Annotated in this window: 9 protein-coding genes and 1 rRNA gene; all 10 read right to left on the minus strand. The window is 40.8% G+C overall.

Going from position 1 to position 16,249, the window contains the following annotated elements; genetic code table 11:
* Positions 1–17 precede the first annotated feature (17 nt).
* The 10 genes from BVU_RS18360 to BVU_RS18405 all read right to left on the minus strand — a co-directional run bounded on the left by BVU_RS18360 (position 18) and on the right by BVU_RS18405 (position 16,020).
* Entirely contained in the window at positions 18–4,655 is a 4,638-nt protein-coding gene (locus BVU_RS18360; RefSeq protein ID WP_012055805.1) for a TIR domain-containing protein, read from the minus strand.
* Between the two features lie 24 nt (positions 4,656–4,679).
* A 5S ribosomal RNA gene (rrf, locus tag BVU_RS18365) occupies positions 4,680–4,792 on the minus strand.
* A gap of 165 nt (positions 4,793–4,957) precedes the next feature.
* Entirely contained in the window at positions 4,958–6,688 is a 1,731-nt protein-coding gene (locus BVU_RS18370) for a DUF4209 domain-containing protein (protein ID WP_012055806.1), read from the minus strand.
* Between the two features lie 20 nt (positions 6,689–6,708).
* Positions 6,709–7,875 carry a Wadjet anti-phage system protein JetD domain-containing protein gene (locus BVU_RS18375; protein WP_012055807.1) on the minus strand — a complete coding sequence of 389 codons (1,167 nt, stop codon included), beginning with the start codon at positions 7,873–7,875 and terminating at the stop codon, positions 6,709–6,711.
* Positions 7,872–11,273: an ATP-binding protein gene (locus BVU_RS18380; protein WP_005845192.1), complete on the minus strand. Its 3,402-nt coding sequence runs from the start codon at positions 11,271–11,273 to the stop codon at positions 7,872–7,874. The genes BVU_RS18375 and BVU_RS18380 overlap by 4 nt, the downstream gene beginning before the upstream one ends.
* A complete protein-coding gene (locus tag BVU_RS18385; RefSeq protein ID WP_005845194.1) occupies positions 11,242–11,826 on the minus strand; it encodes a DUF4194 domain-containing protein in 585 nt (194 codons plus the stop codon). Before BVU_RS18385 ends, BVU_RS18380 begins: the two co-directional genes overlap by 32 nt.
* Positions 11,823–13,271 carry a DUF3375 domain-containing protein gene (locus BVU_RS18390; protein ID WP_012055808.1) on the minus strand — a complete coding sequence of 483 codons (1,449 nt, stop codon included), beginning with the start codon at positions 13,269–13,271 and terminating at the stop codon, positions 11,823–11,825. Before BVU_RS18390 ends, BVU_RS18385 begins: the two co-directional genes overlap by 4 nt.
* 119 nt (positions 13,272–13,390) lie before the next feature.
* The gene (locus tag BVU_RS18395) at positions 13,391–14,104 is read right to left on the minus strand and encodes an RloB family protein (RefSeq protein ID WP_005845198.1); all 714 of its coding nucleotides are present in this window, start codon (positions 14,102–14,104) and stop codon (positions 13,391–13,393) included.
* A gap of 12 nt (positions 14,105–14,116) precedes the next feature.
* Positions 14,117–15,388, minus strand: coding sequence for an AAA family ATPase (locus BVU_RS18400; RefSeq protein WP_012055809.1), 1,272 nt, complete (start codon positions 15,386–15,388; stop codon positions 14,117–14,119).
* Between the two features lie 257 nt (positions 15,389–15,645).
* Positions 15,646–16,020, minus strand: coding sequence for an RloB family protein (locus BVU_RS18405; protein ID WP_012055810.1), 375 nt, complete (start codon positions 16,018–16,020; stop codon positions 15,646–15,648).
* Positions 16,021–16,249: the final 229 nt, after the last annotated feature.

The following is a 16,249-nucleotide window of genomic DNA, read 5'->3' on the forward strand; positions in this document are numbered from 1 at the left end:
TATCAACAAGCACATTATTATCCAGATATATCTTCATGTTCTATCCCCCTTCTTTTATATATCTCGTCTATGATCTTCTTAAATCGCGACGAACTTAACGCATCCAAATTGTCAGCATTTGCCCAATCTATATATTCTTTGATAACCTTCAACAGACCATACACTTGCTCTATCTCTTTCAATTTCATTTCTTCAGGCTCAGCCATGTCGGGATCAAGGTCCCGTAACTTTTCTACTATCTCTGTTTGTTTATCCTTCTTCTCTTTCCAATGCTTAACCAGTTCCACATAGAAATCGTCATCTCTTATCGTATCATCAACCACCACAGGCAGCATCCTATCCTTATAATTGACATTTTCCATAATGCCCGATAGTTCATACATACAGTTTTTCGATCTTAAGTAAGGCCTGCTCAGTACCACTATTACAGTTTTCCCAGCCCTTATGGCATTCATAAACTCCTTGATGTTGACCGTATAAGGACAATCTTTCTTGTCCAACTTAAAAGGAATCCCTCTATTCTCCAATACAAATCCAAGATAATCCACTATATGTGCTGAATGACCTTCCCAATTGTAAGATATGTAAATACCTTCATCCTCTCTCCACGGAATCTCTTCAGCTTTTTCCTCTTCTGTTTTCGTTAAGCGTCCTCCATCTGCTATACGCATAGCTTCATTGATATCGCTAATACCAGAATAAGCTGCATAGTACTTATCTTCAAACCCGATAATATAGCGGTTCAGATATTTATACATTTCGCCCCTTTGGGTTAACTGCCGTAAGTATTGCGTCACCTCCATCAATACATCCTTGCTTTTTATGGCAATCCTTTCCAAAGAATTAAGTATACTATTCAGCATAAAATGACCATCAATCTTATGCTCATAGCAGTAGCGGATAAAATAGCATAGCGATGAAATGGCGTTTGGATTGTCATAGTTAAAGTGGTAGTCATCCCTATATTTTATCATTTCTGGGCGCGTCACAAGATAGTCCAGCGCATCCATGCTGCCAATACTTATCAACAGACGTACCGCATGTTCTAAATCATATCCGTTAAAACTCTTGTATTCTCCTTCCAGCCTTTCTCTCACCCAAACCGATTCCTGCGTATTCCTTATAAGTGTTGAATAACAGAATAGTCTGTCAGACACTTTCAAGCCCGATGCAGCTTTCTTTATCTCTTCTATTTTCATTCCTTTCTTAACAAGAGTCTCCATTACGTTTGCAGACAATGAATAACCAGACAATGCGAAGCAAAGCACAAGACTATACCCCTCCTCTATTTGGTTTTCTATGATATAGTTCGAGAATGAATACAACAAAGGGTATTCTGCATTGTCAATATTTGCCCGTAGTTTTTCTATCACCTTAGGAGCTAGGGTTACAGAATCTACTCTCTCTGTTATATATTCAAACAAGGAATACTCACGGCTATAATATTCATCAAAATCCTTTCTGGAAATTGTATAACTGCCAAAACAAAGCAGTGAGAGCAGTTTCTCAGAAGGAATCTCAAACTCACCCTTCAGCATTAGTCCCAAGGCTTCTCGCCAGAAGAATATGGGCTCTCCATCGCTCAGTTTCAAGACAGATGCTTTAGCCCATTTTACAACCCGAATCTTGATTTCCTCTGTTACAGACACATCCATATCAGACCTATCCATCATTCCCGACACTTCCTTCATGAAGAAAGATTCATAAATATCCATGTTCTTAACACCTTTGACAATCTCTCCAATATTGTAATAATTATTGTCATCAACGAAAAGCAACAAAAAACTGAAAGCATACTGATTGTATCCTTCGTCTTGATCGCGCAGTTTCTTATAGAACTCTTTTCTGGAACTATGATTGTCCAATCCTGTCACCATTTCTAGCACAATCTGCTTAAATACAGGATACTCTGTAAAATCCATAAATGCTTGTTGCCGTCTCTCCCGCCCTTTGGTTATTATTTCAGGCTGTGGAAACTTCTCCTTGTAAAGTATTTCTGCACATTCCGCCACTTCGGCATAGGGTATTTCCTGATACCAACTGGCCTTGGCCCAGTCTGTACTGTTGTCTACTGCAAACTTCTTAAAATCATCCTTTACATCTTCTGCCGTCATCCATAAAGCAGCCATAATATAGGCTTGTCTGATATCTTCCCACTTCGAGGATTCTTCTTTTGGAGCAAACAGTTCTGCCTGTCTCTCATAAAAGGTCTTTCTTCCTTTTTCTCGTAAACTGGCGGTCAAATAACAATCCCTAATAACCATCAACAATTCTTGTGTCTGTCTATTATTATCAAAATGACGGTGATATTCTTTAAAGGCCTTTTTATAATAAGCCTCTATAATCCCTATCAGTTCTGTATGTCCTTGTTTGATGAATTCACTTGCCCTTCCAAACACTCCTTTTATCATGTTGGAATATTCTTCCTGCTCATCATGATATTCATATTGGGAATGATAGAACGTGTGAGTAAGGATTTTTTCTACACTCTGAAGAGAACGAACTTTGGCAAGGGTTGTATAGATGGGCGTTCGAGTTACCATATGTGTAGTATGTCCCTTGTGTTGATTATGAACATACCCTTCTTTATCGAGTATATAGTCTATATATCCATCGGCCTTGTCCGCCTCCCCTATCAGCCTTATCATCGATTTGATGGCATCATAGTGGTTTGAGTCCTTTACAATGGCAAACAAGCGTTCTAAATAGGTCTGCTGAGTAAAAAAGGGATTATCGAAATACAAGAATGACAAATCGTGGTATTTATCTTCTTTCTCTAGTGATTCAGCTGTCTTTTTCTCCAACACGCTGAAAAGTTTTTCAGTCAAATCAGCGCTATCAGACTTCAAACTATCCCATTTCAGGAAATAGCACAGGCACATCAAGTCTGAATAATAAGTCGTTCCTGTTTCTGTATCACTTAATTCATCCACAACGAACCCCACTGTATCTGTCGAATATGCAAATCGCCACAAATCCTCATAATCGTGCGTCATAATGTTCGACATTCTAATGCCTAGCGATTTATACTCCAATAAAAGCCCTTTGAACACTTCGTTTCGAGTTTCATAGTCTAGCATATCTCGGTCAATGTAGATGATTAAATCCAGACTGGCTTTCTTCAACCATTTTAATATGGCAGACACTTCTTCTTTCTTATCTTTCCCATACATTGACAGCCACAGCATAATGATGTTATACCATTCTGGCTTGATACGTCCATTGGGATGTGTGGCTAGTTGCTTAGCTCTTTCTATACCATATCTGTTCAAATAATTGGCAACAAGCCATTCGCGGAATGCGTTGTGTGCAAATGAATACTGACCTCCCTCATCGCGAATAAGATCATATCGCAAACATTCTTCCACATTGTTATCATCGTTTTGCAAGCATATACGCAGTTCCTCCTTGTTCAGACTTTGGGCATTCATCAGTGATAGCCCAAGGGCTACTCTTTCCAGTAGCCGAACAGACTCTTCAAAACTATGTTGTGCAGATAGTGATACGTTCTTTTCTTTTACCTCTTTATCGTAACTGCTTTTTATAAATAGTTTGTATATATCCGCCTTGGTCTTAGGAAGTTGTTTCCCCTTTCCTTTATATGCATCAATCAATACACTCAAGAAGAAAGGATTCTTGATGAAGTCTTCCAACTGATTGGCAAAGACGCTTCTCATAAACCTATCACTATTAACCTCACGTTTGGCAGCATAGTCTCTGGCATCGTCTATACTTAACTCTTCCAGAAACAATTCTGTAAATAACTCCAATTGGCGTTCCCTGCGGAAGTTACTACGGCACGAGAGCACCATTTTCATTTCTGGGTGTTCGTAAGCATAACCTCCTATTTCCTCCAGCAAGTCTTCATATTTCTGGCCGTTTACCTCATCCAGCGCATCAATTACGAGAACTACCTCCCTGCCATCTACGTATTGTGATTCCGGCAAATCGTCTCTCTTAAGTTTCGTATTGGTTCTAACCTCAAAGCTCACGGGAAGGTAAAGACCACTTTGCTGCAATTCCCAGCATAGTTGTTTCAGTTCTGTTGTCTTACCTGTCTGAGCACTGCTATACAGAACAATCTTATTGGTAGAAGTCTCCTCTACTCCCGTAACATAGTCAGCCAATGTATGACGTTCTTTTTTCCCAAGCACGTAATATATGAAGTTGTTCTCCGATTGGTCAGACGTGCAGAAACGGCGAATATAGCCATCTACCGCTTTGTGTTTTGTCAGTCCTCTACGTATCCGTTGCCCATTCCTAGTTTCTTGATTTGTCAGGGACGCAGTCAATTTGTCTAATTTTTCATCTTTCAAAATAATTCCTTGTGTGGTAATATAATAGGATACTTCTTCATCCTTACTTAATTCCTCAATCCATAAATTAGCAAGACTACTCAGAATCACGCCCTCCTTTTCCCACTTTTCTGTCAAGTAAAGTTTCTTTACTTGTTTAAGGTCATTAAAGTGTTTTTGGGCAATGCGCTGCCTGACGGCATCGTTTGCACACCATCGTCCCAATGCTGTCTGATAGCATTGTTCAATCCTTTCATCCAACGTTGTTTTATCCTTCGTTGAAATGAATTCTCTCAAAGAAGGTAACGATCCTGCCAAATAAGAGGCTATGAAGCCCCATAATATAGAACTAATGTCCATTATTATTCCTTTCTCTAATATAAAAATGGGCGACTTTCTACTCCCCGCATCGCATTGCAGTACCATCTGCTCTTTCGGGTTTTACTTCTCTGTTCGGAATGGGAAGAGGTAGATCCACCACAGATATAATCGCCCTCGATTAATCTTAATAATACCAAGCAGCGAAGAATAGCACTAATGATATGATTGTTGCTATGTTCACCAAGGTAATCAGTAAGTAGATACCGCATACTGACAATACCGCAATAATAAAACATAAAAGCAGCAGTATTTCTACTACAATTATAACAATAACGGCAAAATTACTTCATATTTGCCGTTATTGTTTTACTTTTAGGACTAAACATCGTCAAGCGCAATATGCACAAAAACACAAGCGTTGCCTCTATCATTCCGTAATCTTGCGGTATATAGAACGCATGTGCTACGTAATTGCGAATATTGTATCCTTTAGCTGTGAACACATACTCAAAGAATTCAATATCTTCTTTTCTGAATATTTGCAGTAAACATGGTTCTCTCAGTAGATCATCAAGTAATGCCTGAGAAATACTGTTATCTCGTCCTACTTTTGTAACACAACCTCCATAATCACCAACCATATCACGCAGAATGCCTTCAAAACGTATGGAAAGAATATCCACAGGCAATCGCCAATCAGTTGGTTTTCCTTGCAAAAAACGATTATACTGTTTAATGAGTGCTTCAACTCCGTAATCAATCTGCGAAAACCATGTGGTCGTAACTACTTGACCTGATCTAGTATATTCCAGTTGAATACCAAAACAAGTGTTTTTTAGGAACCATTTCCTCAATTTACTATAGGTTAATTGTTTTATGTTGACTGCTGTAAGAATCATATTTATAACAGTATTTCTCACAATATTCATGAGCCATATACCGTATTTCTGACGCAAATCGAAATCCTTACCTGCGTCCTTGCTGTTTCCGTTGATGTCCATAATCTTATTCTCAAAGCCAAGTTTTTCTACCGTAGATTTGCTTGCAGACATTCGTAGGCGTATTTGTTCGTAAGAGGGAAACAAAAACCTAACGGGACATGAAAGATTCTCCAATAGCCAACTTAGTTTCCCTTCAAGTAGTTCCTTTTCCAAGTTGCCAAAATACTCAACAATCTTCTTATCTGTTTTCTTCTCAATTTTGAAATGCAGCATTACCATTTTTTTCTTATTTTCTCGAAATGCCAGTTCTGCCCTGTTCCTTTTTTGGGTCAACCCCGCCTTCTGATAAAACGCCATAGCTTTTTGGGAATGATCTTCGTTCATCCATGGGATGGCAATATTATTTGGTGCAGTTGCCGGATCAACTAATTGCCCCATTTCCATATCTCCCAACGCTTCATAAAAAAAGTTCATGTACGGCTTTGCCTCTCCCTGAATCTTTGATGAATAGAATAAACCTAACTCACAGCAGTTCTCACGCCAGCTATCTTTGACTAATGACAACAAATCCTTGCACAAACATACGATTTTCTTTGCATCACGACTTGGAAAGAAACCCTTTTCCTTAGCCAACCTTATGCAAACCATTTTTGTGCGGTATCCATAGTCTGATTCCAACACGCCCCAAATCAAATCGGTAGCCTCGGGTATCTTATACTTCACTCTTTTTATCAGTGACATCAGAACCTCTATAGCCTTTTCTGCTACATGCGGATAATCTTCTTTGTCTTTTGGCAATAAAGTGTTAATCACCGCTATCAAAGCATCAATAGATTGCTTAGCATAGCGGTTGTCATTCGTTAATAGTGAAATAAAGTAATTGTATCTGTATTTTAATAACTGGTTATTCGTAGCTTTAACACGTTCATCAAAATAAGATACAATAAAATTCTTATCAAAATTACAATTCTCATCCTCTATCAGCCGTTCAATTTTCCACCATGTAAGAATCTCAAGACGTGCTTTTGGCTGTTCTACCGGTAAAAATGCGTCATACGAGAATCTACTGTCAAGATGACTATCATCCTGTTTTGTTTCAAGGAATTCGTACAATTCAGCTAAAGTTGCCATAATAATTTTACATCTATCCGTTAGACCTCAGATATTACCTGGCCATTTTTTAACAAACTATTGAATATATTATTAATACATTTTTGCGGAATCTTCTCTTGCTCTAGACGTAGGTTGTGAAACTTGACATGATCGTACAGTGCGGCTTCCGCAGGGGTAAGATGGAGAGGCTTTGATACATTGCTTGGTGTGCCTTTGTCGCCTTCAAAATATGTGTCAAAGGTAGTGCGATCCATCAGAAGGCTTTGTGTCTGGGGAAAATAACTGCGGAACTGCGAAAGAATTTCGAAGCCCTGTGCATCAATGTCGCCCCAATAATATAGTGAAGCGTGCCGCATGAACGGAACGGACTTGAGGATGCCAATGGTGAATCCATGCCCCCAAATCAGCAGACTTCCTGCCAACTTGGGAAAAGTCAGGAAGTTGATTTTATTCTCCACCACAAACACCTTTTGCACAGGCAACGACAACGCACAGAACTGACTCTGAGGCATCGTAAGATCGTCTACACCAGAAAAGTATTCATTCGCAATCGATGCTTCCAGCACACGAATCCGCACCCATGACTCATCGTATCGCAATCCAAAGCGCTTCTCGAACACCTTCTCATCCGAACAAACATGCTCTACAATGACAATATCCAGCAACTCACGAAGCACTCCCTTGTTACGTTCAATAAACTTGGTATGCACCTCAATGGGCAATTCACGAATGTACAACCTAGGACAAGGGTTTGCCACAAAATAGCGCAAAACTTTCAGCAAATCAGACCAAAAGGAAGCATTTTCCACCACCTTCAGCGGATAGCGTTCCACCCATGAACGAAGCTGCGGAAACTCATCAAGCAACATTGCCACATCCTTACGAAACTGTGATACTTCACCACACTTCTGCAAGAAGCGCTCAATGTCCGATGCACTCTCGAATAACACGCGCTCAGGCAGATCCTGTTCGCCCAATGCTTTCGTTTTCACTGTTTTCCACTCAATCGTGTAACCAAAGCCCTTCACCTCTTTCGATTGCGAACGGATGTCCGTCAGTTCACGTTGATACTCGTCCATCGATGCGCTAGCCTTCTTGTCGCAAGGGATCACAATTGGCTCAAACTCAGAGCCAGCTACCACCGAACGCAAATAATCTACATACTTGCGTTCAGTCTTCTTACGTATTTCTACTGCCGTTATCATACTTCCATACTCCTTTCACGTTCTGCCTTAAACTCACTGATAGGCATATTATAGAGCACAGAACAGTTGCCCTTGCGCTCCACATAATGCACATACGAAATATCGTTCTCCACGATGTGAATATTGTCGCTCGGAGTCACCACGAGCAACTGCAGATGGAGTTGTTTGCAGAGCGAAATCAGATAGCGTGCCTTGTCCTCGTCCTGTGCGCGAAAAGCTTCATCTATTGCAATGAAGCGGAACGAAGAATCTAATCCACTCTTGGTTAATCCGAACTGGTAAGCGATAGCCGATCCCAGAATCGTGTATGTTAATTGTGCTTTCTCGCCACCAGACAGCTGCCCCATCGCCTCATAGGTGTTACGCTTCTGCCCATCGTCTTGGTAAAACTCCTCCGACTTATATGTGTACCATCCACGCACATCCATCACCGACTTTCGCCATGATTCGACCTGTAAGCGAGACATCAGCGGTTCAATATGCTGTTCGAAATGAATCTTGCTTCCATCGATTGTTGAATTCATCTCATGAATATTAGGTATTGCACTGCTCAGCAGGTTTTGAAACTCCTTCACATCCACATTCAATCGTTTGGTTGCTACCAACTGGATATAAGTCTTTGGAGCATCTTTGAAATCAATGCCTATAAGATACGAATTCAATTGGTCGATGGTCTTGGTGATAGACTGACACCAGTTTTGGAAGAATACATTGAATGCACTGACTTTGTTGATGATATTCTCCTGCAAATACTTGTTGAAGCGCGATTCAAACCCTGGTAAATCTTCGTCAAGCAATCGTTGGTAATAGGCCTGATATTCGCCCATAAACTCCACGGCTTCGGGCAAACGGCTCACATCCGAACGCCAATCGTGATACTTCATGGTAATTTCCTCTGCGGGATTCTTGAAGCGATAAATCAGGTTCTTCAAATCGCTATTCTTGCGACTCTTCGTTTCACGCTGTTTCTGCAAAGCTAAATCGATCTCATGTTGTAACGTGTCACGCTTTCCGTTCAAATCCTCCAATGCCACATTCAGTAAATCTGTGTGTTGCGACTCAAAAGTATCCGTATCAACTACGCCTATTTGAGCCAAAGCTGAATTACTTTCGTTTCTCCTTTCTTTGAGCTTATTCTCACGATTCTCCGATAATGTTTTCTTTTTGATAGCTTCATTGTTCTCATCATCAAGTAAACCGATTTCTTTTCTCACCCCCGCCAATTGCTCCTGTAAAATCTTCACCCGATTATTGGCTTCCTCCAGTTGTCGTTTCTGTTCTTGCTTTTGCTGAATGACTAGTACACACGACTGCCAGTCGATATCATCAAATTTATCGTATTTACTAAACAGCGTCAAATAGGTTTCCCGCTTCTTCTGAGCATTCTTTATGTCTTCCTCTAGCTTACGGACTTTAGCTGCTGTCATCTTTTCTTCCTGCTGCAACTGACGCACCTCTGCCTGTAACACGGCAATTTTCTCCTTGTTATCCCAGCCAAGCACATAGTGTTCCTTGCCTCGTATCTCTGGTCGGTCGTCTTTCTCATGCTTACCACCTCTCGCCTTTATCAGCCCCTCTTTTGTTACTGCTTTCTCTTGCAGATGGTTGAAGTCCGCAAGCGAATCAACACAACTATAGTTGAACTCAGCAAATAACCTGTCCTCAAGCCAATCCAAATACAAACACATTGGCTTGTATTCAAGCTTACGGAGCAACGAATCCGCTTTCAATGTCCTATCCTCAAACTCACGAATAGTCTCTGCGCCCTGGTATCGCTGATACACGATACGACCTCGCAGATTATGACCATTCACATACTCATTTACCTGCTTGTAATACTTCTCCGGCACTACCAACCGCAATGCAAAATTGTGAAGAATACGCTCAATGGAATATTCCCAATCACGCTCATCATCCTTCACACATATCAGTTCACCAATGAATGGAATCTCTTCGGTAGTTGCACCAACAGCTTCCAGTATCTCATCACGAATCTCAGCCACACGACCGGATATATTGTTCTTATGCTGCTGCAGATAGCGTATGGTGGCCATTCGTTCTTCTATGTTGCTACTGATTTCATCCTGACGGTTTTGTGCCTGACGCTTCTCTTCCATAAGTTGCCTGTCAATCGTCACTTGCAGAGCATCTTTCTCGCGTTTGGCGGTCGCACGATTAATTTCGAATACCTCTACATCAGGACTTTGTTCCATCTTCACCAGCTTTGCCAACTTATCGTATTCTTCGGCTTTGGCCTTGCGGTTATCACGTATCCTCACTCTCTGATTGATTTCCTTTTCAATTTCATGTATCTGCTGACCCACCTCGTCCTTCTCAATAGCCACCGTCAAGCGCATTTGCTCTTGTTCCAGCTCACCCTTCTGCACCTTCAACTCCTTCAACCTATCTTCCAGTTTCCTCAAGTCGCTCTTGCAGCACACCAACTCCTTGTCGCACAAATCCACCGTTCGCGCAGCAAACCAATAGGCTGCCACACTCTTCTCCTGCTCCATTTCAACTATGCGTATGTCTATCTCCTTCAGTTCCTCTGTCAATGCATTGATAGGTTCCAGTTGGGCAATCTGCTCCTTCACCTTATCGATATTAGTCTTAGCCTCCATCAGATTTTGGAAGTTGTCCTTCAGTTCCTGATACTTCTCCTCAGCCGGCAGTTCCTCGAGCATATTCGTACGAATAAAACTGTCCAGATCGTCCAACACTTTCACACCCACTATCTGATTGAAGAGTGTAAGCGCCTTGTCCGAACGCATACCGAAGAGGGTTATCATCTTTTCGCCATATGCCACCGGACCATCAAAAAACTCTATCGTGCGTTTTGTTTCATTCGTATTGTATTTTTTCGTCAGTCGCTTGCGCCAATCGCCATGCAAGTCAAACTCTGAAAAGTCACGCTCTATAGTCAACGACTCTCGGGCTACACCAAACAGTACCTTTAGTTCCTCGCCAGTGTAGTAGCGCACCTGAAACAGCGTCACCACGCGCTTGTCCACATTGCAGAACGATGCAAGCAATACCGAACGAGCCCCTTTGTCGCGCAATCTCAGCGTGGTTGTGCTCGCTGCACCCTCCTGCTGCTGATTGCCATAGTTGCCAAAGAAGTACGATTCCTCTGTACGGTTGCCCTTCTTCTCCACACCCGATGATTGATTGTAAAATCGTTGGCGCTTCAGTGGCACCATCAGCGTGAGCAGAGCATCTATCAGCGTACTCTTGCCCGAGGCGTTTGCTCCGGTCAATAGCGAGTTGTTACCATGCAAATTCATATGGTACACTTTTTTGTCAAAGGTTCCCCAATTCCACACTTCCAAATAGTCAAGCTTAAAGCCTGCCACTTCCGAACTGGTATTAAATAGGTTCATCTGCTGCATTATAGTCATTAAGTTTGTTTTTAAATTCTAATATATCGTCCAGTGTCACCTTATCCTTGATGATGCGATGTATCTTATAGCGCTTCTCACCCTCAATATGCTTTGCTTCCACCAGGAAACCAAAGCCTGCTATGCTGTCTATATAGCGGTCAAGATCTTTCTCAAACTTGGCACGATTGAATGTGGCGGGAAGAAACAATTCTGCCTCTTCCTTTATTTCAGTAGCAGTTACATACTTGTCCGAAGCCTGCGACTCTGTTGGATTGCTGTCGAAGTCTTCGAGTATCTGCCTCAACACGATGAGTATCACCGAAACCTCAAAACCATACGACCTTCTCGACACCATGTTCAATGTTTTGTCTTCGTCCAATTTCATTTGCTTGACAAAGGCAAAACCTTCATCCTTTTTCACGATGAGTTCCAGTCCCATCACACTGATATAGTCCTGAATCTCGCTTTGGTAGTCGAGTAAATCATTCCAAACTACATCGTCTTTCTCTACGATGCCTTTCAACAGTTTCACTACAGCCCTGCTGTATGGTTGTATATTTGCTGCGTTCATCTTGTTATTATAATTTCGGGAATTGATATGGTTTTATTTTCTGTAAAAATAATATGTTGCTGGCGTTCTTCGCTTACCACCGTCTTATATTCCTTCAGCACGCCAATGTATCCAAACACTTCCGACAGACCTTTCTCCACGCCTTCGTTCCGCTCTATCACCTCTGCCAGGGTCGTCTGCTGTCTGTCGTTCAACACCTCGTTGATGCGGTCTCTCAGCACCTTTCGGTCGATGTGATACGGATTGTAGAGTTTACCAATACTCTCCAAATCAGCCAGACTCAGTCCGGCTATGTCAGGCTTATCCTTATACACAGTTTCTTTTACAGGTGTGAGGGTAAGAGGGCACTCCAGCGGCAGATTGATGTCAATGGTTTCGTATTCAAGCGAAGCATCTGGCTTTTCTTTCCGTCTGCTGGCTTCGATGAGTAGTTTCTTTATATCGTTGATTACTTGCTTTGTCGCCTCAGCATTCATATGTCCGTTCTGGCGAATGATTCGACTCAGTTTCTCGCTCATGCGGTCGTTGGTTTTCGCAACCTTCTCACCAGCGTCAAACAGATGCTTTTTCATTTCCTTGAGAAACATGTCATGTGCATCAATGCCTCTATTTTCCAGCGTTTTGTAGAGTGCACCAGCCAACTCGTCCCATTCTTTCTGCAGATCGGCCGAGAGCAGAAACTCCCAAAATGCATAGAAACTTTTGCCTTGTTGCGATTGTTTTAGTTCGCCATATGCATCAAAGATGTAGTTCAACAAAGCTTTCTTCTCTGCATTTTCTGTCTGACGTTCGTATATCTCTTTGATAATCCCCTTAAAGTTGTCATCCACCTCTTTGAAATCGCTCAGCAGTTCCTTCGCCAGTTTGTTCAAACTGTTGTATCGTGGTTCTATCTGGTAGTCCTCGTAAACCTCGACCTCTTCGCCCATCTCCAGCCGCTGAATCTGATGCTCTATCTCCATTTTTTTGGTTCGAAGCAATTCTAGTCGCTTCTCACGGTCCTCGTTCGAGTATTCCACCAATTCCTTCAGTTGGGAAAACAGTGTCTTGAACTTTGATTCAGTACCGATGTAATCTTCTTTTTTCAAGCTCACCACCCAATCTATCAATTTGCTTGTGTGTGACGAAATCTCGTATATCACCTCTCCCTCTTCGTTCTGATAATTGGTCAAGAATCCCTTGTCTGTCCAGTCTTTGATGAGCCGTTTCGCTTTCTGTTCGTTAGACTCTACTAGTCTCGTCATTTCAGAATCATCCTCCACCAACGTATTTTCCTGCTCATCCAGTCGGTTCTCCAGTAGCATGTGCAAGCGTTCCTGCATTATAGCCGCCTGTCCTTCAAACGCTTCAATGACAAAAGACAAGAAGAAATCCACACTTCTTGATTTTATGAGTCGTACGCTTGGTGACTCTCGTAATATTTGTGTTATTTCTTCTACTTGCATAAATGTTATTCGAAATTATTTTGTTTAAAATCCATCAGTGTCTTAAATATTACATTCAAACACTTTTAAGGTGTTATTTATCTTTACACACAAAACACCACCATTGAATCATTGAAGTTCTATAATTCATTTTCCCCAATCCTTGCGATCAGTTCAGCATTCAGTTTCTCATCTCGTCCCAACAATTGCCGTACAAGCTGATAAATCGTAGTGCAAGGATTTTGATTTGCATAACGTGAATCTGCATATTCTAAATGCTTCGCTTCCGCATACCGCAAGGCGGACTCCATTGAGCCGTAAGTAGTCATTATCTTATAATTGTTAGGATCTTTCTTGGCGTATCTGTACTTTTTCTTCGATTTATATTTCGGAGAAGCATTTACAGCTGTTGAAATCTTCTCTTCATAATCCTTTCGAGACACTCCTGTTATTACATTCTGAAAATGATATAGATACCACAATTCGAATGCTTCATTACTCCAGGCTACCTCAATGCTATTTTTTTGTCCCATCGCAATGGCTTCGTTGAAATCCTTTGCAGGAAATTCATCCCTATCGAAAACAGCCCAAACACGGTCATAGTTATTCTTATTTTTAAGATCAATGGCCTTCTCCACAACATCTTTTGTTCCACGCCCAAGCCCTTTAACCTCGATGTCATATACAATTACCCCCTGTTGCTTTTCGGCAAAAGCTTCAAAGTAATTAGGTTCAGTCTTTGTCCCTTCGCACACAATTAACACAGAGCAACGTATGACTTTCTGTTCTCTCTTTTGCGATTGCCTCCTAAATTTTGAAGAAGCATTATCTATCTTTATTCTCTTTGCTGCCATAGCCTTACATTATTAATCATTCAATATATAAGGAATGGCACCATAACGACCGGCGATATAGTTTTTCTCATAATTTGCATCATTACGAGGTTTGGTCCCGTCTGGGAGTACGATATCAATCAGACTATACAAATCCGTCTGCTCTTTAGAATCTTTCTCCGTGAACCATATCTGGTCTCGTCTTAAAATTTTCTGAGAAAGTAAGTGCGTATCGTGGGTAGTGAATATCAATTGGGCATTCTTTGGATTTGTTTCCGGATTATTGAATAATTCAATAATATACTGAGAAATCAGAGGGTGCATTTTTGCATCCAGCTCATCGATGACAAGCACGCTCCCAGAATAAAGCGTTTCGAATATCGGTCCCGAAAGATCAAATAACTTATTTGTACCGGAAGATTCCCTATCTTCAAACGAGAAGTTAATTGTACCTACTATATTACCTTTATCTGAATATACGTTATGTATAGAATCCAACTCAATACTCTTCTTGCCTTGCGTTTCTCTTTGGAAGAGTGCTCGTAATTCCATAGGCAAGTCCTGAGGAATATTGGGTTCTTCCTCATGAGTAAGAATGTTGTTAAATCCAAGTCTCAATTTCTGGAAGAAGTTGAGAGCATCAACACTCAAAGATTCTTTTTTGTGAAAAAATAATTTTGAATATGCTCTATATTGTTGATTATTCAATCCAGAAATCACATTAAAGTCCGATTGAAACCAAGAAATAACCTGACGAGATATTTCACCGCCTAACTGTTGGCATAATGACAGGAACAAACGGTTGTCATTGGTCTTTTCTTCATATCCGACTCCTTCCGGGAAATTATTCTCATCTACACAAATCCCATCTTCGTTTCTTACGAACATCATCTGCTCTTTAGAACGAGGTGTTGTTTTCCGGAATAACCATTCTTCAACGATACGCTCCAGATTATACCTGAATCCATATCTGTAACAATACTCTCCTTTCAAAAATATAATCTCAAACATAGAGGGATGGTGATTGTCCTTCAAAAGAAGAAATGGGTCATATTCCAATTGCTCATTGTCATTTAACTTCACCGACAACAACACGCAACTCGCCATTGCGTGCATCGCACTGACAAGATTGGATTTCCCACTTGAATTGGCACCATACAGCGCAAGCGAACGAAGCAGAGTATATTTATTGCAGTCAAACAAGTTCGTTTCAGTACATTCTTTCAAAGCTTTATCGGCCTCCAATACTAAGGTCTTTTTCCTATAAAACGACCTGTAATTCTCAACTGTAAATTCAAGTAACATATATCTGACTTTTAAGTGTTTCAATTATTTTTCATAACTGTTTTCGAGTACAAAGGTACAAAATTCAATTCATACAATGCATATTTTTGAGATATTTTCTCAAAAATATGCATACAGCATCTATTACATTTGCTGATTCAAAAAATAACATGCTGAAAATCAGCAGATAATCGTTATCTATACACATAATCATATCCGCATGATTGTGTGCAAAATTATGTAGAAATGAAATATTGTTGAAATTTCTTTTATGCTGACTAAAGGTACTGAACCATTTCATGCATTTGTGTCGCATACAAGACAGTTATTCTGTTATCATCCTCAGCATAGTAAGCAATACAGTGTTCTATTCCATTCAACATATTTTCAAATGCCAAACAAGGGTTCAACCCTCCACTGACTAATGTGTTACCCAAGGCCTTCATTTTTTTGCTCCGAGTAGTAATAGGTTCTGTTTTCAAGCATCCAAGAACTTTTTCTGGACTATCCAAATAACAATAATACAACCAAATCTCAAAACAAGGATTGCTCACGACCCATCTACCTTGTACATCGGTTTGATTACCTTTAAATATTTTCTCCAACTGATCATAGAATTCATCTACATCCGAAAGGAGAAATACTTTGTCCATAGTATCCAGTTGGAAAAAGCTGCGATTCTATTTTTATTTCTCCTGTCAACTGTATTTATTCCCACTTCTCTTGCATCTGATATGGCTGTAATCCTTGTCCTTTTTCAGACATAAATACAACTCTTAAAGAGTTAAGCTCACGCTGTTTAATCAATTCCAGAAGAAAATCCTTTCCCCCCAGAGAGTACGAATATAAGACTGGTGGAAAGAATCCCTTCAGGCTTTTGGT

The organism is Phocaeicola vulgatus ATCC 8482 (genome assembly GCF_000012825.1).
In the GTDB taxonomy this organism is placed as follows: Bacteria; Bacteroidota; Bacteroidia; order Bacteroidales; family Bacteroidaceae; genus Phocaeicola; species Phocaeicola vulgatus.